We start from the raw sequence: 25749 nt of genomic DNA, 5'->3' as shown, positions 1-25749 counted from the left end.
TTCTCATGGCTCATTTATCATTCTGAACTGATGAACTGGGTCTCCGGCATGCCTTTGAGATCGCTCAGGAATTGCTGCATGGCCGAATTCACATAACGACTTGATTTGTAAATGACTCCGACAGGGTGACTGACTTCCAGTTCACTCAGTGGAATCATGCGCAGTGTGCCTTGCCGCAACTCGTGGGCAACGGATTGTTTGGATATAACGGCTGCCCCGAGATTAATCTCAACCATCCGTTTTACTTCCTCGCTACTTGACAACTCCATAACGATATTGGGCTCAATATTATGTTTTTTGAAAATGCCTTCCGTAAAGCGGCGCCCCACTGTATCCGGAGATAGCAAGATCAGAGGTGTGCTGCGCAGGACATCCACCGCGGCATGCTTTTGCTTCGCCAGTGGATGGAAAGGAGATACCACAAGCTCGAAAGTATCATAATACAGCACAGACGTATTCAGGTTAGGATTACGCTCTGTAAGATAACCGATACCGATATCGACCATACCATTCTCGACCTGGGTATAGATCTGGGAGGAAGGCAGGGATTGGATACTGGTCTTGATGAGTGGAAATTGATCCTGAAAGTAGGATAAGACCCGTGGCAAAATCTGAATGGCAATGGATGTGGTTGTACCGAGTCTGATATGTCCCTGAGGGGTCTCATCGAGATCCATCAGCTTCTGTTTCAGCTCCCCCACGATGTCCAGCATACGTTCGGCATGTTGAAGAAATACCTGTCCGCGATCGGTGAGGGTGACCGGTTGGTTCCGATCGACAAGAACGGTTCTGAATTCATCCTCCAAGCTCTTGATCTGGGCCGAGACGGCGGGTTGAGTCAGATTTAGAAGTTCTCCGGCTTTGCGGAAACTCATCGTTTTCGAGATGGTAATCAGCGTCTCCAGTTGACTGATATTCATGTATGGCCTCCTTGCACGTAAAATGTCTTCTGTCTATCCATAGGTGGAATCCCGTAACTGGTCATTGTTCCGTTCCTTAAATTATAGGTGATTCAGGACAGCAGGGCAATGAAGGGAACATCATGGATTTGGGGAGGTCCATTAGAACGAGAAATTAATTTTATTTCAAGAAATTAAATTTTTAACATTTTAAGAAACAGTAAAAAAGTCCTAAATGCCTTTTGCCATGCCTCTCTATGGCAATTGTTCTTGCAACAGATGCGAAAAGCCTCGTTTTTTCGCTAGAATCAGCTATAAACATTTGCCCCGCGGATGACGATAAATTATAGTACACATGCCTTACCGAATTCTTGGTGAATTCTTGTACGTGATAAAGTATAATAAATTTATTGAATATGGGACTTTTGGTGTGTGACCAATAACCCAGTGTAAGGGGGACATTAGACAGTGAAAGCGGAAGTGATTAATCCTTTCCTGGAATCCGCACGGAACGTATTCGAACAGCTCATCCAGGTTTCGCCTTCCACCGGGAGTCTTGGCGTGAAAAATGTGGAGTACATTGCAGACCATGTCTGGATCGTGATCGGAATGACTGGACAACTGAGCGGAAACATCGTGTTTGGAATACAAGAGTCGGTAGCATTGAAAATCGTTTCTGCCATGATGGGCGGCTTTGTCATTACAGAAATGGACGAAATGAGTAAAAGTGCTATTTCTGAACTTGGCAATATGATTAGCGGCAATGCAAGTACCATCCTGTCCAATCAGGGTGTCGTTGTTGATATTACACCTCCACAAGTGATGAATTCTGAATACGTGAGTTCTTTTAGTGCAACGAAGGCATTGAGCATTCCTTTGCTGATGGACGGAATCGGTGAGATGGATATTCAAGTGATGATCTCGTAGAATAGAACCATACGCCTCTTGGGGCAATATGTGTTCAATACGGGAGGACATCGGGTATGTTGAAAGATCAGGTTGTTTTTATCACAGGTGCGTCGAGCGGAATTGGTGCGCTCTGTGCACAGATGCTGATAGAAGAAGGAGCCATCCCGATTCTGGCTGCCCGCTCGCGGGACAAGCTGGAAGAGATTGGTGCTTCGCTGAAAGGGCAACATGAACTACTCACGTTAGATGTAACGAATACTGAGCAAGTTCAGACAGCCGTGGATGCGATGTTGCAGAAATACGGACGAATCGATATTTTGCTGAATAACGCTGGTTACGGAAAATTTGCAGCGATGACGGATATGTCTGTGCAGGAATTCGATGAGATGATGGACGTTAATTACATGGGCATTGTTCGCTGCACCAAGGCAGTGCTGCCGCAGATGTTACAACGAGGCAGAGGGCAAATCGTGAATGTAGCTTCCATGGCTGGCAAGATCGGAACTGCAAAATCCGCTTCATATACGGCAACCAAACATGCCGTACTTGGCTTCAGCAATGCCCTGCGCCAGGAACTTCGCAAGACCGGAGTCACGGTAACGACCATTAATCCCGGACCCATCGATACACCGTTCTTCCAACGGGCAGACCCCTCCGGCAACTATGTTAATAATGTACGCTGGATGATGCTGAAGCCGGAAGAGGTTGCGGGGCATATGATCCGGGCGATGAAGAAGCGCAAGGAAGAAGTGAATCTGCCCAGACTGGCTTCGGCTGGAGTGTGGCTGTATCAGCTATTTCCGCGTCTCGCTGACAGGCTGTCGCACGGAGTAATGAATCAGAAGTAAGATGCAACAATGGGCATCATATATCGGATAAAAGAAGGGCTCCGCCGAGGGGCTTTTCTTTTTTTTGTGTGCAAAGACATGTTTCATGAATAAGATTTGGTCCGCAGGCTTTTTTCGCATATAATGAAAGGTAATGTGATGACAGGCTTCGGTTTTATTAGTACAAGCAGGGCTAGAGCATCAAAACGAATAAATTTAAAGGATGGACATACATGACGAATCAAACATTTGCTTCAATTGGCGTAGAACAGGATCTTGAGGCTGTACTCGCCAGACATGGCATCAACGAACCTTCACCGGTACAGGCACAGACAATCCCGGTTATTTTGGAAGGTCGCGATGTGGTTTCAAAATCGCAGACGGGAACAGGCAAGACACTCGCCTATTTGCTGCCACTGCTGCAATCCATCAAAAGTGATGTAAAAGGGACACAGAAGCTCATCATAGCTCCTACACAAGAGCTGGCGATGCAGATTGTCCGCGAAGCACAGCGATATGGAGAAGAACGCAAAATTGGCGTTCTGGGGCTAATTGGCGGCGCCGCAGTAAAACGTCAGATCGAGAAGCTGCGTGAACACCCGGAACTGGTTGTAGGAACGCCAGGACGTCTGAAGGAATTGATCACGCTGAAAAAGCTGAAAATGCACAATGTCTCCACGATTGTTATTGACGAGGCAGACCAGGTATTCCAGCTCGGCGGGGTAAGTGACGTGGACTTCGTATTGCGCAGTGCCCTGCGCGACCGTCAGCTTATTTTCTTGTCAGCAACGATTGATGAGCACACTGCTGGACTTGCGAAGCGGGAGATGAAAGAGCCGGTACAGATCGGAATTGAACCGGACCGGGCAACTGCGGCGGGACTTGAGCATTTTTATTTTGTAGAAGAAAACCGCAACAAAATTGATATGCTGCGCCGTCTGGTTAGACAGTATAACCCGGATCGTGCCATCGTCTTTGTGAATGCTACCGAGGATATTGGCGAGGTTGAAGCGAAAATGAATCATCTGGGCTTCTCGGCAGCTGCGCTGTATGGAGATGCTGACAAAGTGACCCGCAGCAACGTGCTATCCGCTTTCCGTAACGGGAAACTGCAACTGCTGATCGCGAGCGAGGTTGCAGCCAGAGGACTGGATATTGAGGGTTTGCCGATGGTCATTAACTATGACCCTGCATTTGATTCGGAACATTATGTTCACCGTGCAGGAAGAACAGGTCGTATGGGTCGCAGTGGTATCGTGTTGTCGATCGTGGACGAAACGCAAATTTTCATTATGCGCAAGTTTGCGCGGGAACTTGGAATCGAATTGCCGGAACGTGTATTGTTCGGGGGTAAAGTGCTGGAGGCTGATCCGCGTCCGGATACGCGGCCTGAAGGACATTCTTTCTCCAGAAAACCAGGGCAGTCCCGGGATCGTAAACCTGGTCAGGCCAGCCGCAATGGCGGCGCCAGAACTGCTGCTTCGAATCAACGTCCGGCGGGCGGCAAGCCAGCTGGCAATACAGGCAGAACAGAACGGGACCAGGATCGTAAGAACAAGGGCGCTCCTAAATGGAGCAAAGGTAAAGAGCCACGCTCTGAAGAATAAAACCTGACGAAAGAGGTGCAGGGATAGATGGATAACGTTCAACCACCCGTATTGAAAATCAACGGGCTAAGCGGAGGATACAGTGCCAAGCGGCCGGTCCTCCACGGCATCGATCTGGAAGTTGGACGCGGAGAAATGGTCGGACTGATCGGATTAAACGGTGCTGGCAAAAGTACTACGATGAAGCATATTTTAGGATTGATGACTCCTCAACAGGGAGAAGTGCGGGTCATGGGCAAGAAGCGGGACGAAGATCCACAGGTATATCAATCCGCCATGGCCTTTGTACCGGAATCTCCTGAGCTGTACGACGAGATGACAGTCATGGAGCATCTGGAGTTTACGGCCAGAGCATATGGCGTTTCTGAGGCTGATTTCAAAAAGCGTACGGAGAAACTGCTCGACTTGTTCCGCATGAATGAGAAAAGTACCAGTCTGTCGACCCACCTGTCCAAAGGTATGCGGCAAAAGGTCATGATCATGTGTGCCTTTGTGGCAGGTCCGCCACTCTATATCATTGATGAGCCTTTCCTGGGACTTGACCCCCTCGGAATCCGCTCTTTGCTTGATTTTATGCTTGAAATGAAGGCTTCGGGATCATCCATTTTGTTGAGTTCACACATTCTGTCCACCATTGAAAATTACTGTGACCGTTTTATTGTCCTGCACAGAGGACAGGTCATTGCTCAAGGGACGCTGAATGAGCTGCGTACTCAATTCGGGGAATCGGATGCCACGTTGGAGCATATGTTCTATTCCCTTGTACAAGGCAGGGATTAAGCATGGATCTCAAGCAGTTATGGAAGCAAAGACGCACTGGATTCTGGAATGGAATTCTTCCTTATCTGGGTTATGTCATTCAGAGCGGCGTAGCCATGGTGTTCTTATTTCTCGTCATTGCGTTCTCCGCCTGGTATACATCGTTTGTACAGCACATTCCGGAGGGATTTCCGATTCGCTGGATAACGTTGCTATTGTTGGCGCCACTGGTGCTGTTTAGCAGCTATCGTACATATCTGCATCCGGCAGACATCGTATTTTTACGTCCGCAGGAATATCGGATGCACGAATATCTGAAAAACAGCTTTGCTCGTGGCATTATCTATAAAACCTTGGGTATGCTGCTCGTATTTGTAACGTTGTGGCCGCTCTATGTTCGAGCAGATCAGGATGCAAGGCCATTTGGCTGGTTTATCCTGCTTCTTCTGTTGTGGAAAGGGTTATCGAGCTATGGGGCTTGGCAAGAACTACGCATGGTGCAAATCGGTGCCGCTAGAGGATATCGTTTGCTCCGATGGGCTTTGGCTATACTGGCGATTGCCGCCTGGTTGTGGCAGCCTCCACAGCGCAGTATCTGGTTCCTGCTGCTGCTGGCCGTCGTTTATATCGTTGCTCTGCGTATCCCTCTGAAACATCGGGTTTCATGGGACCGTCTCATTCAGGTGGAGCAGGGCCAGGCTGGACGAGTGATGCGCACGCTGGGATGGTTCGTAGATGTGCCTTCATCAGGCCAAAAAGTAAGTTCTCGCCGCTGGCTCAGCAAATGGGGGAGTGGCCTCCCGTGGAACGCAGGGAAAGCCTACCGCTATCTGATCACCAAAACGTTCATCCGAACTGAAGTGTTCTCTATCGTTGTGCGCTTGGTTGTACTGGGCATGCTGCTGTCCTGGTGGACGGCAGGCAGTTATTTCGGGATTGGTGTATACCTGTTCTTCCTGCTGCTTGTGGGTGTGCAACTGGGTGCACTGCGTCGCAGTCATGGTGAATCGTTCTGGATTATGATTTATCCCATCTCGGGAGAAAGTCGTCGATCCCAGGTGCTAGGGTTCATCTCGAATCTACATGCGCTGGTTGCTTTGCTTATGTGGTTGCCGATGCTGGCTGCGGGATGGAGTGGACTGAGCATGACCATAGCAGCACTGGTCCTTGGTGTGCTGGTCATCTACTTGATGCGACGTTCTCAGGGTAACAAGTGGTTGAAGGAAGAAGAGGATGAATGAACGGTTGGGCGTCTGACTAGTTAACGTTCAATGGCAACGCCGACTAGGGACGCTTGCGTAACATAACAAAAGAAGGGTATTCCGAGCTGTATCCCGGAATACCCTTCTTTGTGCTACAGTCAGCTTACCTTGTTCCGACTCCTGGTGAGGACGTATGAACTAACAGAGGAATGATTTTGTGATAATGACGAGCAAGATGAACAGAACGAGAATGGCACCTGTATTTGTAAATCCTCCTCCGTAACCGTAACCGCCGCATCCATAACCGCCTCTTGTTTCTTCAACTACTCCAGACATGGTCATTCCCCTTTCAAGTGGTGTTGGGCACGCCCTTGCGTACATCGTATATTATGTGCTTTGGGGATAGGCTGATTGGGCCGTTGCCCGGTAGAGCCTGAAAATTCATCGTTTTGGGCCTTTGCCCGTCAAGATAGCCACACGTTTTCAAAGCGGAACACAAAATACCCCTTTATATCGAGAGACATTCATCAGGATACAAAGGGGTTCGTATTTGAGTCAGGCAACGGATGCAAGTCCGCTCCCTGACTTATTTATTTGGATTAGCATTACTGCATATAAATTAAGTTGTCTGTAGATCCAAAACTCCACGATAGATCGTGTCGAACAGATCTTCCAGTCCGGATTCTTCAATACAGGAGAAGGCGATTCGCAGATCCGCCTCACCCAGCGCAATCGTACCGACGCCGTATTTCTGTAGCAAATGGGTCCGGAGCTGCTCTGCGCCGACATCCTTCAGCTTCAGGCACATGAAGTAACCGGAGTTGAACGGATAGTAATCCCATACCTCACCGTATTTACCGCTATCGAGGATGGATTTTACTTTGTTGGCGCGGCCTTTCATGATTTCAAACTTCTCCAGCTTCTGTGCCTCGAACTCAGGTGCTTTCAGCGCATCCAATACAAAAGTTTGGGAAGGATGCGGACCACTGGAGATGGTTGCCCGGATAATACCGAGTGTTTTTTGCTCCAGAGCATGGAGAACTGCAGCATCTTCATGGGCGTACGTGATGAATCCAACGCGGAAGCCCCATACGAATTCTTCCTTCGTGGCACCGTCAACTTTGACAGTTAACACACGTGGGTGGAGGTTCGCCAGTTTGCCAAACAGGGATTCGTGAATGGAATCTTCGAAGAAGAGACCAAAGTAGGCATCATCTGTCACAGCAACGACGTTCACACCAGCCTCAGCCGCTTGATGGATCGTATCCACGATTGCATCTGCTTCTTCGGCTCCAGGCGTATAACCTGTCGGGTTGTTCGGGAAGTTCAGCAGCACGATGGCTTTGCCTTTGTCCTTCTGCGCAAGCAACGCTTCGAGCAGGCCAGCACTGTTGAAGTTCAATTGATCATCGAACAGGGGATAATGAACTAACTCGCCATGACGACGAATTCCGAAGGTCAGCTCATAATTTTCCCAGTTTTTATCCGGATATATAACAGCGTCCCCTTCTTCGGCGAACAGGTCGGCTACGATACTCAGTCCATGAGTTAATGCGTTAGTCACAATGGGGTTACCAAATGTTTTACCTTCAAGGGAAGGTGTTTCCTTCAGCATCTTGTCTCTCCATACGGTCCGCAACTCAGGCTTCCCTGCAGGCGGAGCATAAGGGTACAAATCTTTCGGTTGGTATGCGGACAGCTTATCCTGAATAACAGCTAGGTGCATCGGCACACCGCCCTCCAGAGCAATACCAATCGTAGCATTGTAGGTTTTGGCCAGACTTGCTGCTTCAGCAGACTGACTCAAGATACCTTCTTTTGGAAAATAGATTTCTTTGCCGAGCTGCGACAGCATGGAGTAGACGTGACTGCTGCCTGCCTGAATACTTTCGTTCAACTGTTCAGCCAGTGGATTCATTCTTTTCATCCTTCCAAGTCTTTGGGATTCAACTGCCTAACATTATAACACCTTGCCTTGCCCCCGTCACGGAAATTACGCATAATGACAGTTTTATCACTTCACCGCGTTGTTGCGGGTGTTTTCGAGTTAGGTTAATGTTACTTCTCCCGATTGATTATACTATGGAAAATGAATGTTATTTCTGATGGAAAGGACAATATTTCCGCATCATTTCGGCAGTTTCTGCATCTCGTCCTTCGTTACGCTGTTCCAGTTCGCCGCTAATATGGTCAAAGCGTTCAGCCGAGAGGTTCTGTCCAAATTTGAACTTGGCACTGATCCGTTCAGGAACAATGCGAACCACAGCAACGGCTTTGAGATTACCCTTGTAGCGGGGATCAGCTGCATCAATGGGGACATATCCGCCCTGCGGCTGGAGTTTCTCCATAAAGCGTTGAAGAACCTTGCCCTTGATGTCCAGATCCTGAACCGGCTCTGCCTGTCCGAATGCCATTACACTTTTGAAAAAAGAAGTTGCCGGACAAGCTAATTCGGGATCACTGAAATAAGATGGAATCAGGGAAAACTCTTCTGCCACGGTAAAACTGACGGAGGAATCCTGCTTGATCTGTTTCATTTTCTCTCCGGCAAGACTGCCATGGAAATAAAAACAACCGTCCATATATACGAAGTTTAGCGGTGTTACCCGTGGCTGCCCGTCCGGACTAACCGTTCCCAGAAAACCAAAGGAGCATTGGTCCAGAAATGTTATCATTTCCTGTTCTTCATCTACATTGAATTCTTTTCTTCTCATCGGTGTTCCCCCTTGAATAGCATGTGGATTAAATCACTGTACCTTAGCCATAACATTAGAACTTGCATTGACATATAAAAAGATCCAATTTACATTCACTTTAATAGACCAATTTATTTGGAAAAAGAGGTGCACGATGGAATTGTGGCTGCCTATGGATTCATACGTGGTTCAACACCGTTACAAATACGAGGCATTGTACCATGCTTTGCGTGACGCCATTCATGCAGGGACGCTGGTTGGAGGCACAAGACTGCCTTCCACTCGAGAGTTAGCACGTCAATATGAAATGTCACGCGGCTCCGTGGCACAGGTATATGACATGCTGCTGGCTGATGGTTACGTGCGAGCGCATAGGGGAAGAGGGACTTTTGTTTCGGACACCATAACAGCACAGGACCATGCAGAGCAGGAGGCAATGATTCAACTTTCTCCATGGGGAGAGCGGGTGAGTACGCTGAATATTCAGAATGAAAAGGAAAAACCGTCAGCCATTGACCGGGAGCAACGGGTCATCAACTTCCATGTACAGCGTATGCCTGCCGAGCATTTCCCACAAGCGGAATGGAAAAGTGCGCTGGCCGCCGTTCATCGGAGCGGATCGCATGAACGAAGTGGTGCTGCTGGAGACCTTGAACTACGTGAGGCCATCGCATCACATCTGAGGTGGACACGGGGCATTCAGGCTGAGGCATCACAGATCGTACTGTTTAGTGGTTCCATGCAGGGCATCACTTTGATAGCACAGCTGCTTATCCCTGAGGGGGCCGCTGTTGTATTGGAAAACCCGGGATATAAGGGAATTGCTCATGCCGTTAAGTCCTGCGGAGGAAAGATTATTCCAGCGGAAGTAGATACCGGGGGGATTATTCCGCAGTCCTGGGAAGCACAGACGTTATTTGTGACACCTACCCGCCAGTTTCCTACAGGGGCTGTCCTTGGTCTGGACAGACGGAGAGCAATACTTGAATGGGCCTCGGAGCGAAATGCCGTCATTATTGAAGATGATTATGATAGTGAATTTCGCTGGGGAGGTAGGCCGATTGAACCGCTCAAAGTACTCGATCGTGAACAACGGGTCATTTATGTCGGATCGTTCTCACAAACGATGGTTGCATCCTTCCGGCTTGGTTACGCCGTTCTGCCACCCAGTCTGGTGCAGCCACTGATCGCTGCAAAAGCACTGTACGAACCCGTACCTCCTGCCCTTCTGGAGCAGCGTGCACTTGCGAAGTTTATGGCCCGAGGAGGGTATTTGCGCCATCTAAGACGGTTAACCCGTCTCTATGGGGAACGGCATGCTTTTTTTGTCAGTGAGATGAAGCGGGAATTACCGGAACCTTTCATCATGCAGCCTGGGGATGCTGGATTGCATATTTATGCTACGTGGAAAGGGGATATTGACAGTTACGAGCGGTTCAAGGCACTGGCTCAGGAAGAAGGTGTCGTATTCCGTGATGCGGTTCGTTATTGGCTGACTCCAGGTCCGCCGGCTGTGTGTTTTGGCTTTGCACATCTGGAGAAAGAGGAGATTGAAGAGGGGATAAGGCGAATGCGGTTAGCATGGGAGAAGTGCACATTTTCGTTTCGGTGAATTCCGCTGTATAATGGAATAAGACGTTTCGCTCCAGCAGGAGCAGAAATATATAAACACATATCGCATCATTTTTGATGCAGTATGCAAAAGAGATTAACTTTCAAGGGGGAGTGGCGACATGCTGCAGGCATCGCCGTCATCTTTTGTTATTTTGCCCGCCGTCGCCAAAATTGTCTGCGAACCGGGATGGAAGTGGCAAAAGCGGGAAAAACCGATGCAAAACTATGACTTATTTTATGTATGGAGTGGTGAAGGGACCGTTGTGCTGAATGACCGATCGTATGAAGTTGGCAAGGGTAGTTGTTTTCTGTTCAGGCCAGGCGATCATCCTACTGCAACACATAATAAGCAAAAACCGTTGGTACTAACGTATATTCATTTTGATGTAGATATACCCGTTAATGATGTTCCCCAGTCCTATCGTGAGGTACTGGAAACGGTGGAATTCGAGCACTTGCTGGCTCGTTATGTAAGATTGTTCCTATCCGATGTATATGGGCGGGATGAGGAGAGCCGACTGATTCTGAAACAGCTGATGATTCATTTGCTGCGTGCAGATACAGAAGCTCCTGTGGAGAAAAAGGTGAGCAACCAGTTGTCCGATGTCATCCAGGAGGTAGCTAACTATGTACGCCAGCATCCGGGGATAACACATCGCGTGGAAGACCTCGCTGCAAGGGCTGGATTATCGCCGCGATACTTCTCGATCAAGTTCAAGGAATTGATTGGTTCGTCCGTGCAATCCTATATCATTCGCATGCGCATTGAGCGGGCTGAGCATCTGTTGGTGCATACCGGCATGAATGTGACCGAAGTGGCAGATGCCCTGGGGTACCGCGATATCTTTTTCTTCAGTCGTCAGTTCAAGCAGTATACCGGCAAAAGTCCGTCCGAGATTCGTTAGGGCCTCTCTGTCCGGTAGAATATGGTAACGTTTCAATTCTGGGAAGCAGGGGTAAGTATGTAGCATTCCAGACGATCGAAAGGGGGAACTTGTGATGAACGGAAAACGTCGGGTCCGCAACCGGGGATGCTCTATCAGGGGCTTTAATATTTTCCGGAACCGCCTGCGCCGCTCCAAACCGGCAGAGGAAATGCAGGACGTATGGTTTTAAGGAATGGTCAGAAAACCAATATGACGAAGCTTAGCTTCGTATTGCATGTATACATGGAATGGGAACGGTAATCATCCTGACTTCTACATAGCTCTGAAGCGGATAATCGGATTCTCTGATCGGCAAAAGGTACTCATAGCCTGGACACTTTACCCTTAAAAGGTGTTCCGGCTGTGAGTACCTTTTTATATTTATTTTTTTATATAGGCCAAAGTTCTGTGTAATCTGTTTCTTGAGATCAGAAATTAAAAAAGATGACTCCTGTTATTCAGGAATCATCTGCGTATTGCTCAATGGATTGGTTTTAACCGACCGAGCAATTCTCCCATTTTGACGGAGTCGCCAGGCTGCAAGCCTGGGTCCGGTTCGAATGTACCGCTCTGTGTTAACAGTACGACGGTGGAACCGAATTCAAAATATGCGAGATCATCGCCTTGTGCCCATGAACTTACATCCGCACCAGCGTACTGTATGCTGCTCACGTTCATTGCGCCTACTTTCACGACAGCAACTTCTCCATAATCATGAGCAATATACGTAATGAGCCGTTCGTTCCGACTCAGCACCGATTTCATATGGGTCAGACCAAAATCGTTTACTGGATAAACCTTGCCCTTAATATGTTCACTCTCAATGCGGCGACCGCTAACAGGAGCATGAATGCGGTGATAGTCGCGTGGGCTGAGATACAGGACAAAGGCATAACCGTGCTTGTACTTCTCCAGATGTGGTGAGTGGTTTAATAATTCAGCAAGTGTATAATTTTGTCCCTTAACATTCAGGAGCGTTCCAGCAGATACAGGACCGGCTGCCGTGATTTTGGCATCGACCGGACTGATCAGTGCATGTTCTGAAAGTTCAAGCGGGCGCATGCCCGGTTTAAGTTTACGGGTAAAGAAATCATTCAATGAACGATATTCCTTCCAGTCTTTCTCAGCTTCCTGAACAGGGATGTCGTAGGTCCGGACAAAATAAGGGATAAATGCCTTGCTTCCCCGGCTCTTGGAGAAGGCTCCCACAGTCCGGGAGATCCATTTGCGAGAAGAAAGCTCGGTCATTAACCGCAACAGCGTTTTTGCCATGAATATCCCCCTTAGGGTTAGTGCGAACTTCAAGGCCGGCAGGGCCGGCCGTTCTGCATAATATTGACACAGAATGCCCACGAAATCAATATAGGCCGCGATCATACGTCTGGGGTTGCCTTGGTATGCGCGAATTCTGCTCCAGCAGCAGACGTCCATAAGCCATCGGCTGCCGGTAGCTGGCTTTCCAAGTCTCCGTCATTCCGGCCTTGCGGAAACCGTAGCGCTGATCCCTTCCGTTGCATTCGATAAAATAAATCTGGCCCTTCTCTGTGATCCCCAGATCAAGTCCGAGGTCCGCAAGATGAGGCAGGCTCGAAGCCAGCGTCCGTGCGATTCGGAGCCCGACAGACCGGATTCTGGTCTCCAGTTCAAGTGCATGCCAGTCGGTTGCCTGCAAGTCAAGAGCTTCAGCCAGCGTCATGACTTTGCTGCCTTGGGCGATATTCGTGACAAACGTATGCGCCGGAGCCACCTTGGCGAATATGCCTGTGATCGCCCACAATCCGTCACTTCCTCGTTGCACGGATACCCGCAGATCTACAGGTCTTCCCTCAAAACGAACCAGAGGTATGCGTTCTTCAATGAGATAGGCATGCCGGAAAATACGGCGCAGGGTGGCTGATGGCAGTTGTCCCTTATTCAGTCGAAAGGTGGCCCATCCCTTGCGTGAAGTCCTTGTCTCACATGTCAGTTTCCATTGACCGTCCTTTTGGAATATCCGCATAATGCCGTGACCGATGCTTCCGCTGCATGGCTTGATCACCAGATCATCGTAATGTTCCATCATATATGCCAAAGAATCAGGTGTAGCTTTGACCGCACGGGGGAGATGTTGCCTGAGACCGGGGTCCTGATAAAGCATCTCGTGAATGTGGTCTTTGCGGTATCGATTGCGGACATTGTAAACCTGTATGCCCTGCAACAGCAGTTTGGTCACCTGATGCTGCTCCGAACGGCGAAGCTGGAGAGCCCGGTTATGAATAACGGAGGGCAATGGCATCCTTTGACGAACGTATATACCCTCTTTTTTTACATAAGCCATACAGGTTTTGTTGTCCGAATCCACGTCTTCCAGCCGCAAAAAACAAGGGGTTAATCCATAACAGGCCGCTGCCTGTTCAACATTCGCGAGTGATTCCTGACCCGTCCTTCCAGCCGGTATCCCCCGGTACATGCGTGAATCGAACAGAATACCGATCGTTTCTTGTAGCATGACCGTTCCTCCTTCAATGTTATCGCGACCATGGATCGTCCATCCATGGAATGCCGGCCTGTCACCGCATGGTTGGACATCACGATAACGCAGACCGGAATCATGATGCTTCGATATGCATCAAAGAGTGCTCTTTCCAGCCCTTTGCATCATATGGATTTATGCAAATGGCTTACATGATATCGTATGACATCTCTGGGGTAGGGGCGTGGACAGCCGCCTTACATAAGTGAACGGGTACAGCCTATTTCAATAGGGACAGCTCGATCATTCATACCTTGAAGCTTGTGCAGCGATGAAAATGTAACCCACCAAAGTCATGAATTACAGTGGCAGATGCCCATACTGACGCATAAGATGCCGGAGACGAACGTTAGAGGAAGGAGCTAGCTGTATGAGTAAAAAAGGCAATAAGAAGGTTCCTACGCCAAAACTGCGGCATGTGAGTCCTAAATTTAAGGAACTGGATCTGACCAATCGACGGTCAGACACAATGGACTCAGGTTTCACTTCGAATAGGGAAGAACGCTTGAATACAAATAAACGGAATTCGAAGGCCATTCAGGCATCAGAAGAATTCCTATCCGAATCAATGGAGCTACCTGCTTCAACGAACGAGCTGGAAGACCTGGAGATCGTAACCAAAGCCATCAAACCGGAACCCGTAGAGTCTGATAGCGAGAAAGTCGTCGAGACGCAAGATATCCTGGAAAAGCAGATTCAGGTCAGCAGCGTGGCTCCGCTTGTTTTGGAAGAAGAGCTGGGTATCAACAAGCAAGAAACAGCAAGCAGGGACCGGTTGCAGATCCTGAACCAGAACCAGATGCCTGGTCATACCGGACACTATATCTACACGGACGACTTGAGTGAATTTGCTGTTACGGAGAGCAAACTGGCTCCTTTCTCTGTGGATGCCTCCAAGCTGAAACCGGATGCGGTCGGCAGTGAAGCATTGCAGGATTATGCGGTGACCAGCATACACATAGCAGACGGGGCCATTGTTTCAGCGAAACTTGCGGAAGCGTCTGTATCTGAGGAGCACCTGATTGACGGCTCTGTGTCTGGTCATAAAATACGAAATGCTTCTATTGCAGGTGAGAAAATCAGAGATGGCAGCATTACTTCTCAGAAGCTTGGCAACCAGGTCATCGATTCGGCCAAAATTGCCGACGGTTCCATCGGCACAAGACATCTCAGCCGCATGCTGGTAACGGAAGAATTAATCAAGAATCATGCCGTAACTGGAGACAAGATTGCGATTAGCGGGGTGGATACAAGACATCTCACGGGGGGAGCTGTGAATACCTCCAAACTGGCTGACGATGCAGTGACTACATCCAAAATTCGGGAAGCTGCTGTCACAGGCAGCAAAATCGAAGAACTATCCATCGAGTCTCACCATATTCAGGCAGGTGCTGTTAAACAGACACATCTGGCAGAAGGGTCTGTCGGTCGTTCACAACTATTAAATGGCAGTATTGGAAGTGACCAGATAGAGGATGGGTCCATACAAACAAGACATTTAGCTGAGGGTTCACTAAGTGGAAGACATCTCTTGGACGGTTCAATCGGATCAAGCCAGATTCGCGCTCATTCTGTTGGCAAGGAGCAGATTGGCAATGGAGAAGTGGGCAGTGAGCATTTGACGGAAGGTGCAGTAACCAGCAGCAAACTGGCAGACCAGTCTGTGGGAACAGCAAAATTGCTGGAGCAGTCCATTACGGCATCCAAGATCTCTGATCAGAGCGTCATTTCTTCCAAAATTGCGGATGAAGCCGTACAAGGTAAACATCTTGCCAAAGGGTCCATTCGTGCGGAACACATTGCGAATCGGGGAATTACACCGGTACATGTGGACAATTCCGCAATTCACTCCATTCACATTGCAAGTGGGAGCATCGAGGCAACTCATCTATCTACCGCAAGTGTGTCCGGAGATGCTCTCGCAGACGACGTGGTGTGTGAGCGGCATCTTGCAGAGTCGGCCGTGGGTACGTATGAATTGCAGGATGCTGCCGTTACAGACGTTAAACTCGCGGATGGAAGTGTGACAACAGAAAAGCTTGGAACGGCATCGGTGAGTAGCAGAGCGCTTGCCCCGGGAAGTGTTATATCCTCGCATCTTGCGAGTGGTGGAGTCACAGGTACACATCTGGCTCCAGGCAGCGTGGGTTCCGAGGCTCTGAGACCTTATGCAGTGAAATCGGAACATCTGACAGAACATGCCGTAGGTGTGCCTCATCTTCAGCCAGGCAGTGTTGAAACGGATGCGATTGCACGGGCCGCGGTCACAACAGATAAATTGGCTATTGATAGTGTAACTTCAGCCCAGCTGGCTGGCGGGTCCATTTTTCCGCCTCATCTAACAGATCATGCGGTTACCTCCCCCAAGCTTTCACCAGAGAGTGTTGCCACAGATAAACTGGCGGATTTTGCTGTCACGTCAGCTAAACTGGCAGACGGCAGCGTGACTTCTTCCAAGATTATGGCAGAGAGCATTAACGCCAAACATATTCCATCAGGAACCATTCGCGGATATCACCTGAAGCAGCATGCCGTTTCCTTGGAACATTTGTCGGAAGAAATACGCTCGCCGGAATTATTCGCTGATGGCAGTATTACCGGCAACAAACTTCGGCATGACTCCATAAGTGCGGACCATTTGACAGCAGACTCGGTATCGGGGACAGAACTACAACAGGCTGCTGTAGGTAGCGAGCACTTGCAGCCATCCGTTGTACAATCCGTCCATCTGGCTGAAGGCAGCGTGAAATCTGACCATTTGGGAACTCAAGTAGTGAGCTCACAGCATCTGAAGGCAGACATCATTCATGAGGAGCATATTGCTGAACAGGTGGTCACATCGCATCACTTGGCACCTGGATCTGTTGAAACAGACCATCTGGCACCTTTATCCATTACAGCGGCTCATCTTCAGCCAGGTTTAATTAGTGGTTTGCATCTTCAGGCAGAGTCGACAAGTGCTGTTCATCTGCAGCAAGGAGCTGTGCATTCCCGTCATATTCAAGATGGTGAGATTCTTCCTCATCATATCCATGAACGCAGCATCGGAACGTCTCATCTGGAAGAAGAAGCGGTAAGTACGATTATATTGCAGGATGAATCTGTAACACGCTCCAAACTAGCAACTGGTAGTGTGGATGGCAGTAAATTAGCCGCAGGAACCGTATCGGCTACTCACATTGCTAATGAAAGTGTGCAGACCCGTCATATCCAAGAAGGAGCAATCCTTGCTGATCATATTCAAGAGTGCAGTATTGGCTCAGTTCATCTGGATGAGGAGTCTGTAAGTGCGGTTCATTTGCAAAATGGATCTGTAACAAGTGCCAAACTGGCGGATGGCAGTATAAACGGCAGCAAATTGCTTGAAGGAACCGTATCGGGGATTCATATTGCGTCCGAAAGCGTGCAATCCGAGCATATTCAGGCAGACGCCATTCATGCTGACCATATTCAGGAGCGGAGCATCGGCACAACCCATCTGGAGGAGGAAGCAGTAAGTGCGATTCACCTGCAAAATGGGTCTGTCATCAGTGCCAAACTGGCCGACGGCAGTGTAACCGGCAGCAAGTTGATCGAAGATGCGGTGTCGGGAATCCATATCGCCTCTGAAAGTGTGCAATCCCGCCATATCCAGGCAGGAGTAATCCTTGCTGACCATATTCAGGAGCACAGCATTGGCATGCTTCACTTGGAACAGGAAGCAGTAAGTGCCATTCATCTGCAAAATGGATCTGTAACAAGTACCAAGTTGGCCGACGGCAGTGTAACCGGCAGCAAGTTGCTTGAAGGAGCAGTATCGGATATCCACATTGCAGACGATAGTGTGCAATCCCGTCATATTCAAGAGGGAACAATCCTTGCTAATCATATTCAAGAGCGAAGCATCGGCACAGCACATTTGGAAGAGGAATCGGTAAGTGCCATTCATTTGCAAAATGGATCTGTAACGAGTGCCAAACTGGCGGATAGCAGTATAACCGGCAGCAAGTTACTCGAAGGTACGGTATCCGGGATTCATATCGCATCGGAAAGTGTGCAATCCGAGCATATTCAGGCAGGAGCCATTCAAGCTGATCATATTCAGGAGCGAAGCATAGGCACAACCCATCTGGAAGAGGAAGCAGTAAGTGCGGTTCATCTGCAAAATGGGTCCGTAACGAGTGCTAAATTAGCTGACGGTAGCATTAGCGGCAGCAAATTGCTCGAAGATGCTGTATTGGGGAGCCATATCGCGTCGGAAAGTGTGCAAACTCGCCATATCCAGGCAGGAGCGATCCTTGCTGATCATATTCAGGAGCATAGCATTGGTACGTCCCATCTGGAGGAGGAAGTAATAAGTGCGGTTCATCTGCAAAATGGGTCCGTAACGAGTGCCAAACTGGCCGATGGCAGTGTGAGCAGCAGCAAACTGCTTGAAGATGCGGTGTCGGATGTCCATATTGCCAATGGAAGTGTGCAATCCAGTCATATCCAAGAGAGAGCCATCCATGCTGACCATATTCAAGAGCGAAGCATTGGAATCTCCCACCTCAAAGCGGAATCGGTCAGTTCGATTCATCTGCACAATGGTTCCATAACAAGTGCCAAAATGGCTGACGGCAGTGTAAACGGTAATAAATTGCTTGAAGGTGCGGTATCGGCTATCCACATAGCAGACAAAAGTGTGCAATCTCGGCATATTCAGGATGGAACGATTCTTGCTGATCATATTCAGGAACGCAGTATTCGCACAACCCATCTGGAAGAGGAAGCAGTAAGCGGGATCCATCTACAGAATGGGTCCGTCACAAGTGCCAAATTGGCCGATGGCAGCGTGAACGGCAGCAAACTGAGTGAGCAGAGTATTACCTCTAATCATTTGAATGCGGGGATTGTAGGTCCGGCGCATTTGAGCGAAGAGATATGGAATGCGATTCGTCAGTTCAGTGGAGAAACGCTGGAACAACTGGCAGCTATCAAAAGACAAGAGGGATTGCTTCAAGCAGGAAGTGAGGCAGTACCGCCATCACAGCCGGCAATTGTCGTGGAACCCTCAAGTGTCGATCTGAAGGAAACGCAGTTTATCCAGACGTCGGGTCAGGAGCTGGGGCAACAACAAGAGCATCCATCGCAAGCTAACCAGCTTGGAGATTCATTGACGACAGCTGGCACGGTCCAGCCACAGCTACCGCTACCACAGCCTGAATTTTCACATGAGATCGATGGAATTAAGGAGTTCAAGCTGAGGGAGCAAGCAGTTAAGCAGGAGCATTTGAGTGATGGAGCTGTTGGAAGCAGCCAGTTGCAGCATGGAGCTGTGGGTCCTGAACACCTGTCATTCCAGCCCGTACGAAGTGTCAGCCGTCAGCCTGTGGTGCAGCAGTTCGGTATGGAGGCCTTTATATTGCCTGAGGATGAACAGTGCGTGGAAGTAACGGTAGCCTTTGAGGAGTCGTTTATATCGGAGCATTATGTGATTGTAGCCATGTGTAATGATCGGGGATTCCAGGTGTCGCTCCTCTCCCAGAGTGAGGATGAAGCCGTACTGGAAGTGTCACGAACTACGGGCTCCACACACACCTATGGATTATTGTCATGGATTGCCGCTGGGCCTTCCGTGTAAGAATGCGAGATCATGTGTCCTCATTCAAGACATCTGTAGACGAATGATTTCACATGTTTAAATAGACAAAAGCGGTTCCCGGATATGTCCGGGACACCGCTTTTTTTCATATATAAGCTTGCTCCGTTCGGACGATGAGGGGTGCCTGAACGATTTAATATGAGTTCAACAACGAATGATTCTTACAGTCCTACAGCTTGATAAGCTTTGGTAATTGCAGTAGCTTCAGCCGAAGTCGCTCCGTACAGATCTTTAGCGGCTTGGATTGTCGCTGTTTTGGCAGCAGCAAATTTGGATGTAGGTGTCAGATAGTTCACGAGTGTGCTGTAGAAGATTTGAATGGCTTTATCACGCCCGATCCCTGTTACAGTGACACCATTATGTGTACCGCCTTGAGCTGCAAGATAGTACGCTTTGTTAATGATACCGCTGTTGGTATGAACGCCTCCGTTGTCCGCTGTTCCAGTATAACGGTCAGCGTATTTGTCAGGTTGTCCATACAATGTAGGGTTGGATAGGGAGCGCAGTGCATCACCTGCAATGTTAGGGGTGTAGACATCGTCGCCAAGCAACCAGTTTTTGCTTTGGATCGTATTTCCGAAAATATCAGCGAAGGCTTCATTTAATGCACCTGGCTCATTGCGGTACTCCAGATTGGCTGTATACTCAATGACACCGTGAGTCAATTCGTGGCCTACTACATCCAGATCACCAGATAGTGAACGGAAAGTCGTTCCATCACCGTCACCAAATACAATCTGTACTCCGTTCCAGAATGCATTATTGTAGTTGGAGCCATAATGCACAGTGGATTTAATGAGCAAACCGTTGCCATTAATACCGTTGCGGTTGAATTTGTTTTTGTAGAAATCATACGTGGCAGCAGCATGGGCGTGGGCATCTACGCCAGCACGATCAGTCCATACGTTATCGGAATCTGTCAGGAGTGTACCTGGAATGGAGGAACCATTGTTTGCAGTGTAAGTTTCAATCCCATTGCCGCGAGTGGTATCTTTCAGTTGGAAGGTACTGCCGGATTGGGTGGTTGTAAGGGTTTTGGTATCACCAAGTACACCTGTACCTGTTCCTGTTGCGAAGTTGATGAGGTCATATTGAGATACGATACTGCCGTCAACGGCATTCACGAAATATTTGGTACGTAATGGGGCAGGATCCAGCACATTGACTTCGGTAATGTAAACAAGGTAGGTTTGGTTGTCCTCTTCATTGTGGTAAATGTTCAACTCGGCTTCAGGGGTTTTCTGTGGTTCGCCAAGCTCTCCAACGCGGGAAGTGGCTTCTTCCGATGCAATCTTGATCGCATCTTCTGCACTGATTTCAGCGACACCGTCATTAGGGATAGCTTGTTCTTCAACCGGTGGGAGATCTCCAAGTGCGGATGAAACCTGGCCTGTTTTGTCTAGGTGGATCGTTTGCTCGGCACCGTAGACTGGAATGCCCTTAATGTACTGCTTCAGGCGGAAGTGTCTTACACCAGAGGTGTCCGTAGTCCTTTTAATAATTTTGAGTTGGGATTTCACGTCGGAATTCAGGAATTGTTCCTGTTGTCCAAGGAAATTGAAGATTGTTTCGTCAGAACCGCTGTTCAACTGGATACCCTCCTCAGAGGCATAAGGGGCCTGCAATGGAATGGACTGATCAGACAATGGAGCTGCAGCAGCAGAAGATACGGAAGCGAGCAAAAGAGCTCCTCCAAGAATTGTTGGCATAACTTTAGCAAATTTCATAGTAAACTCTCCCATTCTCAATATGATTTTTTTGGAAAACACATAATTATGCCAATCTCGGTTGGAGTTCCGTCTGCAACTTGGGCAGCGCGGAGTGTGGGGCTGAATCTGAAACGTGGAATATGACAAGAAACGATAAGGAACAAAGTCGGCAGAGCCTGTATGCCTGTGGTTGGGCGTGTCAAAGGAGTACCGTTTATCCGGTTCAGCCATGAGGCTTAATCGTTCATTGTGGTTCCTCTTTCAGAAGCCAGGGGCCTTGTCCACTTGCGAAGCAGAAGATGTTCTTACGGAGCCGGGGTGTTCGTTCCGGGTTCACATAATAGAGCCTGAACTACGTATTGAACGGCATCACTCCTCTCAAGGTACATGCAACAGAGCAAAAACAGCCTCTTGTATCATCCTGTACGCATAATTAACCCCAGGTCAATTAACAGGAATGAAAAAAGATTACTAAGGAACGTTTGTTCCTCATTAGGATTTTTTTGTCAATCTACTGCTTGCAACGTATATTATCACAATGTAAAAGTTTGGAAAAGATGCAATTTTAAATTTTTTTTAAAATTGTGTCTGAAGTAGGGGAGCGGTAGCATATTTCGCATATTTTGACGAATTCTGTCTAAATAAATGGATTGACTGAGCCGGGTGGCAGACAGAACCTGCTCGGTTCAAGGACATACGCCGTTTCCACTGCTCCATGAATACATAGAATAACGTGTACTCCCTTTGCATGCCGATGATGTACACCCGGGAGGTGACTGTGTTGCAAAAACGTGGCAATACAGCTTTTTATGCAGCCAAATCGAATCTGGCACAAAGAAAAGCGCAATTAAAGAAGCGTCGTTTGAAATCTGCTTACCAAAAGGGTACAAAGGCCTACAAGTACGTAATTCCACCCGTGGAGCAAACGGAATTGCCAGCATTCGGAGCTGAGCATGCGATGAGAGAGACACTTGCACAGGATTCGACGTACTCGCATAAACCACTGCTTTCGGTCATTATACCTGCCATGAATGAAGAGCGAACCATTGGTGCAGTCGTGCGTCAGTCGCTGCGGATATGCCGTGATGCTGAAGTGCTTGTTATTGTGAATGGTTCAACGGATGGGACGGCAGTAGCGGCAAAAAGGGCAGGGGCACAGGTGCTTCGTTATGCCGAAGCTTTGGGACATGATGGAGGGAGAAGAATCGGTGCAGCGGCAGCTCGTGGCAGGGTGCTGTTGTTCACGGATGCAGACATTCCAATTCCGGCAGAACATCTCGCGCCTTATGTGCGAGCGGTTCTGGACGGGACGGATGTGGCGCTTAATGATTATAACGGACCGGTCGCGCGTATCCCTGTTCACCCTGTGGTAGAGGCCAAACATGCGCTGAACAGCATGCTCGCGAGACCTGATCTGCAAGGGGCTTCCATGACAGCCATTCCGCATGCATTAAGTCGCAGGGCACTTGAAGTGATTGGGACGGACACACTGGAGATTCCACCGTTGGCACATGCAAAGGCGGTTACCAACGGGTTGAAGGTGCGTGCCGTCCATCATGTGCCTGTAGGCAAAATGAACGCAGTTCGAGTCAAGAAACGAAGCGGACCTGACCCGCTCAGTCAAGTGGTCTGGAATGATCATCTGACAGCGATCAGGTGGATAACCGATACACTCGGCCCACGTGGAGGACATTCCGATCTGCAGCGTGTTCGTAGCCTGACGAGGTGAGCATGTTGCCTAAAACAAGAAAGAAACCTCGTCAAAAGATGCAGCATGCTGGAGGTGAGGAAATGAAGGAGCGTTCAGGGGGTGTCCGTCGTCAACGGACAGCAGGCAGACGAACACCAAGGAACAGAACCAGAACCATGGGCAGGAAGAGCCTGACTAAATCGCCGCTAAAGAGTTCAGCATCGAGCAGGTCGGCAATGAACAAATCCGTATTGCATGAAGCATTCAGCGCAGGGCAACGGGCAGGACGCATGACGTTGGAAAATGAACAATCGATTGAACAACATGCGCGTTCAACATGGCAGGAGCATGGGGCTGCGATCTCAGCGGAGCTAAGGAGTTATTCTGCTGCAATGCAGGCAGGGAAAGCATTCATGCAGGGTTATGCTCAAGCTGCGGGACGCTCATTGAATATTATTCCACTTGCCCTGAATAAACCTGCCGCTGCAGTCGTCTGTGCCTGCAATGAGGAACTTACGCTGGGGCAAGTACTTGTACAACTGAAACGTTTGCCGCTGACAGATATCGTTGTGGTATTGAATGGAACAACGGACAACAGTCTGAGACAGGTGCTTGAACAGCCTGGCATCACGCTGGTCTATGAACCTGACCGGGCGGGACATGATGTAGGCCGCGCCTTGGGGGCCAAAATGACGGAGGCGGAGACCCTTCTCTTTGTGGATGGGGATATGGTCGTCCCGGCAGAGCAACTCGCCCCGTTTCTGTATGCGGTCGACCGGGGAGATGACGTGGCACTGAACAATCTTTCATCGCTGTTGCCTCCATTTGCCCGCCAGGATGAAGTGAGCCGGATCAAGGCATATCTCAACCGTGTGCTTAATCGTTCGGATCTGGGTTCCAATTCGTTGACGGCTGTACCTCATGCCCTCTCACGTAAGATGATCCAGATCGTAAAACCGGAGGCGCTGGCCGTTCCTCCCAAAGCGCAAAGTCTAGCCATTCAGCATGGATTAAAAGTGACTGCACCCAGTCAAGTGGATGTCATTCGTTCCAATCGCCTGCGTTCCACCAATACGGGCAGCGGCAACGAAGTCGCCCGATTGATCATTGGCGACCATCTGGAGGCGATTGCAACCTGGCTGGATATGGGCGGCAATAAGTCACAAGCCCGATCCATTTCTCGTGCTGAAGTGGCCTACAGGAGGAACGCCAGATGACACTGACGAGTATTATTATTCCGACGTACAACGGGCTGGAACTGCTGAAGCCGTGTATCGATGCCATTCGAAAATATACCGATTCTCATACATCTTATGAAATCATCGTTGTGGATAATGGCTCGGTTGACGGAACAGCAGCGTATTGTGCACGGGAACGAATTCGTTTTGTTCGGTTGCCGGACAATCGGGGTTTCCCGGCGGCTTGCAATGCCGGGCTCCGTGCAGCCTGTGGTGATGAGCTATTGCTGCTGAATAACGACGTTACTGTTACCACCCGCTGGCTCGAAAATCTGCGGGCAGCCCTCTACAGTGATGCAAACATTGGTATTACAGGTCCGGTGACCAACTATGCAAGTGGTATCCAGCAGGTAGAGCTTGAGTTCCGGGACATGGCACATTTTCAGGAACTGGCAGCTGCCAACAATATAGTCGATTCTTCCAGATGGAAGGAAGTCAGACGAATTGTCGGCTTATGTATGCTCATGCGGCGAAGTGTGATGGAGGACATTGGTGTGCTTGACGAAGTCTATTCGCCGGGACACTATGAAGATGACGATTATTGCTACCGGGCCTGCCAGAAAGGCTATCGTTTGCTGGTATGCGGGGATGTCTTGGTACATCATCGCGGCAGCGCGAGTTTCCTGAAGACCGATCCTGTAGCATGGAAACAGTTGCTTGAGCGCAATCGATCCATTTTTATCAACAAATGGCATGTCGATCCCCTTAAATATATTGAGACATCCGATGAAGGAGGGATAGTGGAATGAAAGGTGTAATTCTTGCTGGTGGAACAGGAACACGACTGTATCCTCTGACCCGGCTGATTAACAAGCATCTGATTCCAGTCGGCAAGCATCCGATGATTATGTATGGCATCGACAGACTCCGCCAGGCAGGCATTGAAGAGATATTGATAGTGATCAACAAACATTCCGCTGGTTTATACACGGAGTATTTGGGTGGTGGAGCAGATCATGGCGTCAAGCTAACGTATCGGATTCAGGAAAAGGCAGGCGGGATTGCCGAAGCATTGGATCTGGCGACATCGTTTATCCTTCCTGGAGAGAAATTCGTTGTGCTGCTGGGAGACAATCTGTTTAGCGACGATTTGAAGCCTTATGTGGATAAGTATATGCAGCAGCCTGCGGGTACAGCTCGTGTCTTGCTCAAAGAAGTGGACGATGCACGGCGGTATGGGGTGCCGGTGTTTGATCCACAGCATCCGGAACGAATCTCATACATTGAGGAAAAACCGAGTGATCCGAAGACCTCTTATTGTGTTACTGGCATATATATGTATGATGACCATGTATTCAACCTCATTCAGAACATTACACCTTCTGCACGCGGCGAACTCGAAATTACGGACGTGAACAATCATTATGCAGCAGCTGGAGGACTGGAATACGATATTTTGCAAAAATATTGGAGTGATGCAGGGACGTTCCAATCGCTTCAGGAAGCAGCCATCCGCATGAAGGGTCAACTGCCCTAAAATATATGCGCCTGATGCTGCCGCTGTGAGAGGTCCCATGAGAGCAGAACAACCTGCGCCG

Annotated in this window: 19 protein-coding genes; 12 read left to right on the top strand and 7 right to left on the bottom strand. The window is 49.0% G+C overall.

Annotation, left to right across the window (positions count from 1 at the left end):
- Positions 1-17 precede the first annotated feature (17 nt).
- Positions 18-920: a LysR family transcriptional regulator gene (locus tag BUA17_RS26210; RefSeq protein WP_063566083.1), complete on the bottom strand. Its 903-nt coding sequence runs from the start codon at positions 918-920 to the stop codon at positions 18-20.
- A 447-nt stretch (positions 921-1367) separates the two neighbouring features.
- On the opposite strand from BUA17_RS26210, the gene BUA17_RS26205 reads away from it, so the two are divergent.
- The 5 genes from BUA17_RS26205 to BUA17_RS26185 all read left to right on the top strand — a co-directional run bounded on the left by BUA17_RS26205 (position 1368) and on the right by BUA17_RS26185 (position 6242).
- Entirely contained in the window at positions 1368-1826 is a 459-nt protein-coding gene (locus BUA17_RS26205) for a chemotaxis protein CheX (protein ID WP_063566082.1), read from the top strand.
- A gap of 56 nt (positions 1827-1882) precedes the next feature.
- Positions 1883-2656: an SDR family NAD(P)-dependent oxidoreductase gene (locus BUA17_RS26200; protein WP_063566081.1), complete on the top strand. Its 774-nt coding sequence runs from the start codon at positions 1883-1885 to the stop codon at positions 2654-2656.
- Between the two features lie 212 nt (positions 2657-2868).
- Positions 2869-4242, top strand: coding sequence for a DEAD/DEAH box helicase (locus BUA17_RS26195; RefSeq protein WP_072735468.1), 1374 nt, complete (start codon positions 2869-2871; stop codon positions 4240-4242).
- Positions 4243-4269: 27 nt separating this feature from the next.
- The gene (locus tag BUA17_RS26190) at positions 4270-5022 is read left to right on the top strand and encodes an ABC transporter ATP-binding protein (protein WP_072735467.1); all 753 of its coding nucleotides are present in this window, start codon (positions 4270-4272) and stop codon (positions 5020-5022) included.
- 2 nt (positions 5023-5024) lie between these two features.
- Positions 5025-6242 (top strand): ABC transporter permease, encoded by a 1218-nt coding sequence (locus BUA17_RS26185; RefSeq protein ID WP_072735466.1) that lies wholly within the window; start codon positions 5025-5027, stop codon positions 6240-6242.
- Between the two features lie 159 nt (positions 6243-6401).
- Here BUA17_RS26185 and BUA17_RS31375 read toward each other — a convergent pair whose 3' ends face one another.
- From BUA17_RS31375 to BUA17_RS26175, 3 genes are all read right to left on the bottom strand, one after another.
- The gene (locus BUA17_RS31375) at positions 6402-6539 is read right to left on the bottom strand and encodes a hypothetical protein (RefSeq protein ID WP_162842448.1); all 138 of its coding nucleotides are present in this window, start codon (positions 6537-6539) and stop codon (positions 6402-6404) included.
- A 283-nt stretch (positions 6540-6822) separates the two neighbouring features.
- The gene (locus BUA17_RS26180) at positions 6823-8121 is read right to left on the bottom strand and encodes an aminotransferase class I/II-fold pyridoxal phosphate-dependent enzyme (protein ID WP_063566077.1); all 1299 of its coding nucleotides are present in this window, start codon (positions 8119-8121) and stop codon (positions 6823-6825) included.
- Between the two features lie 178 nt (positions 8122-8299).
- Positions 8300-8917: a pyridoxamine 5'-phosphate oxidase family protein gene (locus BUA17_RS26175; protein WP_072735465.1), complete on the bottom strand. Its 618-nt coding sequence runs from the start codon at positions 8915-8917 to the stop codon at positions 8300-8302.
- A 136-nt stretch (positions 8918-9053) separates the two neighbouring features.
- Here BUA17_RS26175 and BUA17_RS26170 point away from each other — a divergent pair, with 136 nt between their 5' ends.
- Together BUA17_RS26170 and BUA17_RS26165 are read left to right on the top strand one after the other, a co-directional pair.
- Positions 9054-10511, top strand: coding sequence for a MocR-like pyridoxine biosynthesis transcription factor PdxR (locus BUA17_RS26170; RefSeq protein WP_072735464.1), 1458 nt, complete (start codon positions 9054-9056; stop codon positions 10509-10511).
- 121 nt (positions 10512-10632) lie between these two features.
- Entirely contained in the window at positions 10633-11418 is a 786-nt protein-coding gene (locus BUA17_RS26165) for a helix-turn-helix domain-containing protein (RefSeq protein ID WP_053783204.1), read from the top strand.
- 501 nt (positions 11419-11919) lie between these two features.
- Here the strand turns inward: BUA17_RS26165 and asd are convergent.
- Both asd and BUA17_RS26155 read right to left on the bottom strand, forming a co-directional pair.
- The gene (gene asd / locus BUA17_RS26160) at positions 11920-12711 is read right to left on the bottom strand and encodes an archaetidylserine decarboxylase (RefSeq protein ID WP_063566074.1); all 792 of its coding nucleotides are present in this window, start codon (positions 12709-12711) and stop codon (positions 11920-11922) included.
- 85 nt (positions 12712-12796) lie between these two features.
- Complete coding sequence (locus tag BUA17_RS26155; protein ID WP_072735463.1) at positions 12797-13927, bottom strand: YheC/YheD family endospore coat-associated protein; 1131 nt, start codon at positions 13925-13927, stop codon at positions 12797-12799.
- Between the two features lie 394 nt (positions 13928-14321).
- Between BUA17_RS26155 and BUA17_RS26150 the strand changes: the two genes are divergently transcribed.
- Positions 14322-19553 carry a WIAG-tail domain gene (locus BUA17_RS26150; protein ID WP_072735462.1) on the top strand — a complete coding sequence of 1744 codons (5232 nt, stop codon included), beginning with the start codon at positions 14322-14324 and terminating at the stop codon, positions 19551-19553.
- Positions 19554-19735: 182 nt separating this feature from the next.
- On the opposite strand, the gene BUA17_RS26145 is transcribed toward BUA17_RS26150, so the two are convergent.
- On the bottom strand, positions 19736-21301 hold the full coding sequence (locus tag BUA17_RS26145; RefSeq protein WP_072735461.1) for a M4 family metallopeptidase: 1566 nt from the start codon (positions 21299-21301) through the stop codon (positions 19736-19738).
- 760 nt (positions 21302-22061) lie between these two features.
- Between BUA17_RS26145 and BUA17_RS26140 the strand changes: the two genes are divergently transcribed.
- From BUA17_RS26140 to BUA17_RS26125, 4 genes are all read left to right on the top strand, one after another.
- Positions 22062-23012: a glycosyltransferase family 2 protein gene (locus BUA17_RS26140; protein ID WP_244552232.1), complete on the top strand. Its 951-nt coding sequence runs from the start codon at positions 22062-22064 to the stop codon at positions 23010-23012.
- 62 nt (positions 23013-23074) lie between these two features.
- A complete protein-coding gene (locus BUA17_RS26135) occupies positions 23075-24190 on the top strand; it encodes a glycosyltransferase family A protein (RefSeq protein ID WP_244552231.1) in 1116 nt (371 codons plus the stop codon).
- Positions 24187-24960 carry a glycosyltransferase family 2 protein gene (locus BUA17_RS26130; RefSeq protein WP_072735458.1) on the top strand — a complete coding sequence of 258 codons (774 nt, stop codon included), beginning with the start codon at positions 24187-24189 and terminating at the stop codon, positions 24958-24960. Before BUA17_RS26135 ends, BUA17_RS26130 begins: the two co-directional genes overlap by 4 nt.
- The gene (locus BUA17_RS26125) at positions 24957-25688 is read left to right on the top strand and encodes a sugar phosphate nucleotidyltransferase (RefSeq protein ID WP_072735457.1); all 732 of its coding nucleotides are present in this window, start codon (positions 24957-24959) and stop codon (positions 25686-25688) included. The genes BUA17_RS26130 and BUA17_RS26125 overlap by 4 nt, the downstream gene beginning before the upstream one ends.
- The last annotated feature ends 61 nt before the right edge of the window (positions 25689-25749 follow it).

The organism is Paenibacillus sp. ov031, from assembly GCF_900143165.1.
Taxonomy (GTDB): Bacteria; Bacillota; Bacilli; order Paenibacillales; family Paenibacillaceae; genus Paenibacillus; species Paenibacillus marchantiae.
The sequence above is the reverse complement of the archived record's forward strand: the minus strand, read 5'-3'. Positions and strand labels throughout refer to the sequence as shown.